This window comes from Mesorhizobium sp. M1D.F.Ca.ET.231.01.1.1, from assembly GCF_003999155.2.
In the GTDB taxonomy this organism is placed as follows: Bacteria; Pseudomonadota; Alphaproteobacteria; order Rhizobiales; family Rhizobiaceae; genus Mesorhizobium.
In genome coordinates, this window is the sequence record NZ_RZOZ02000042.1 from 1 (window position 1) to 1095 (window position 1095).

The following is a 1095-nucleotide window of genomic DNA, read 5'->3' on the forward strand; positions in this document are numbered from 1 at the left end:
GGATGGGCTTCAGCGAGACGGTGCTGGTGACGGAAAAAGGCCCGGAACGCCTGACCACCATGGAGCGCAAGCTCTTCTCGCGTATATAAGCACTCCATTCAAGATGGCAAAGCACATGCGACCAGTCATAGGGATCGTCAGCAATTTCGACGTGGAAAAGGATGGTTACTTCTGTCTCGTCCACTATGTAAGCGCAATCGAAAAAGCCGGTGCGCTTCCAATCATCTTGCCGTATGTCAAAGAAGATGACGTGAGCGCGTTATTAGACCTCGTTTCTGGGCTCGTTCTTACTGGAGGTGGCGATTTTCCAACCGAACTTTACGGCGCGCCTCCGCACCCCGCTGTTCAACGGATGATCCCCGAGCGCGACGACTTCGAATTCGCGCTCGCCCGTTCAGCGTTCGATCGGCCCATGCCCGTTCTCGGCATCTGCCGAGGGATGCAGATTTTGAATGTTGTAGGCGGGGGTACGATCTATCCTCATACCTTAGATGAACTACAAAACGTAATCGATCATCGCGATGGCACCCCGTTGGATAAGACGGTTCACGAGGTTCAGTTGGAACGCGACACGCAGCTGTGGCGGCTCTGTGGAGCGCAATCATCGTCTTTCCGAGTAAACAGCTATCACCACCAGGCCATTAAACAGTTGGCTCCTGAATTCGTCGTTTCGGCGCGAGCTGACGATGGTGTCGTCGAGGCGATCGAGGCACCCGGCCGGCCATTCATGGTCGGCGTACAGTGGCACCCTGAGTGGATGTACGACAGTGAGCCCGCCTGTCGCAATTTGATCGATAACTTCGCAAGAGCCTGCAGTTCGATTGCAAGAGAACCTGCATGACGTGCGCCACCAGCACGCGCGTGCTGCCTCAGACGCAAAAAATTCCTTGAGGCGTTAACCGGCTGCGGCGCTAATAGCCGTCCCCCTGCACAACGTCAGCCTCCATTTTGGCAGGCATTTTATCGCCAAAGAAGCGGATATATTGGAGTATACCTCAGTGCGAGCCATATCTGAACTCGCCGAATTCGTTAGCAGCTATCCAGCAAGTGCACTGCCTGCGGCGACACGGCGTACAATTTCGTTGCTCATTTTAG

General features: G+C 54.7%; 1 protein-coding gene. It reads left to right on the forward strand.

Annotated features, from left to right (window positions below; translation table 11 throughout):
- A partial coding sequence (locus EN874_RS32145) for a gamma-glutamyl-gamma-aminobutyrate hydrolase family protein (RefSeq protein ID WP_210213425.1) occupies nucleotides 1–841 on the forward strand: 841 nt, incomplete at its 5' end.
- Between the last annotated feature and the right edge of the window lie 254 nt (nucleotides 842–1095).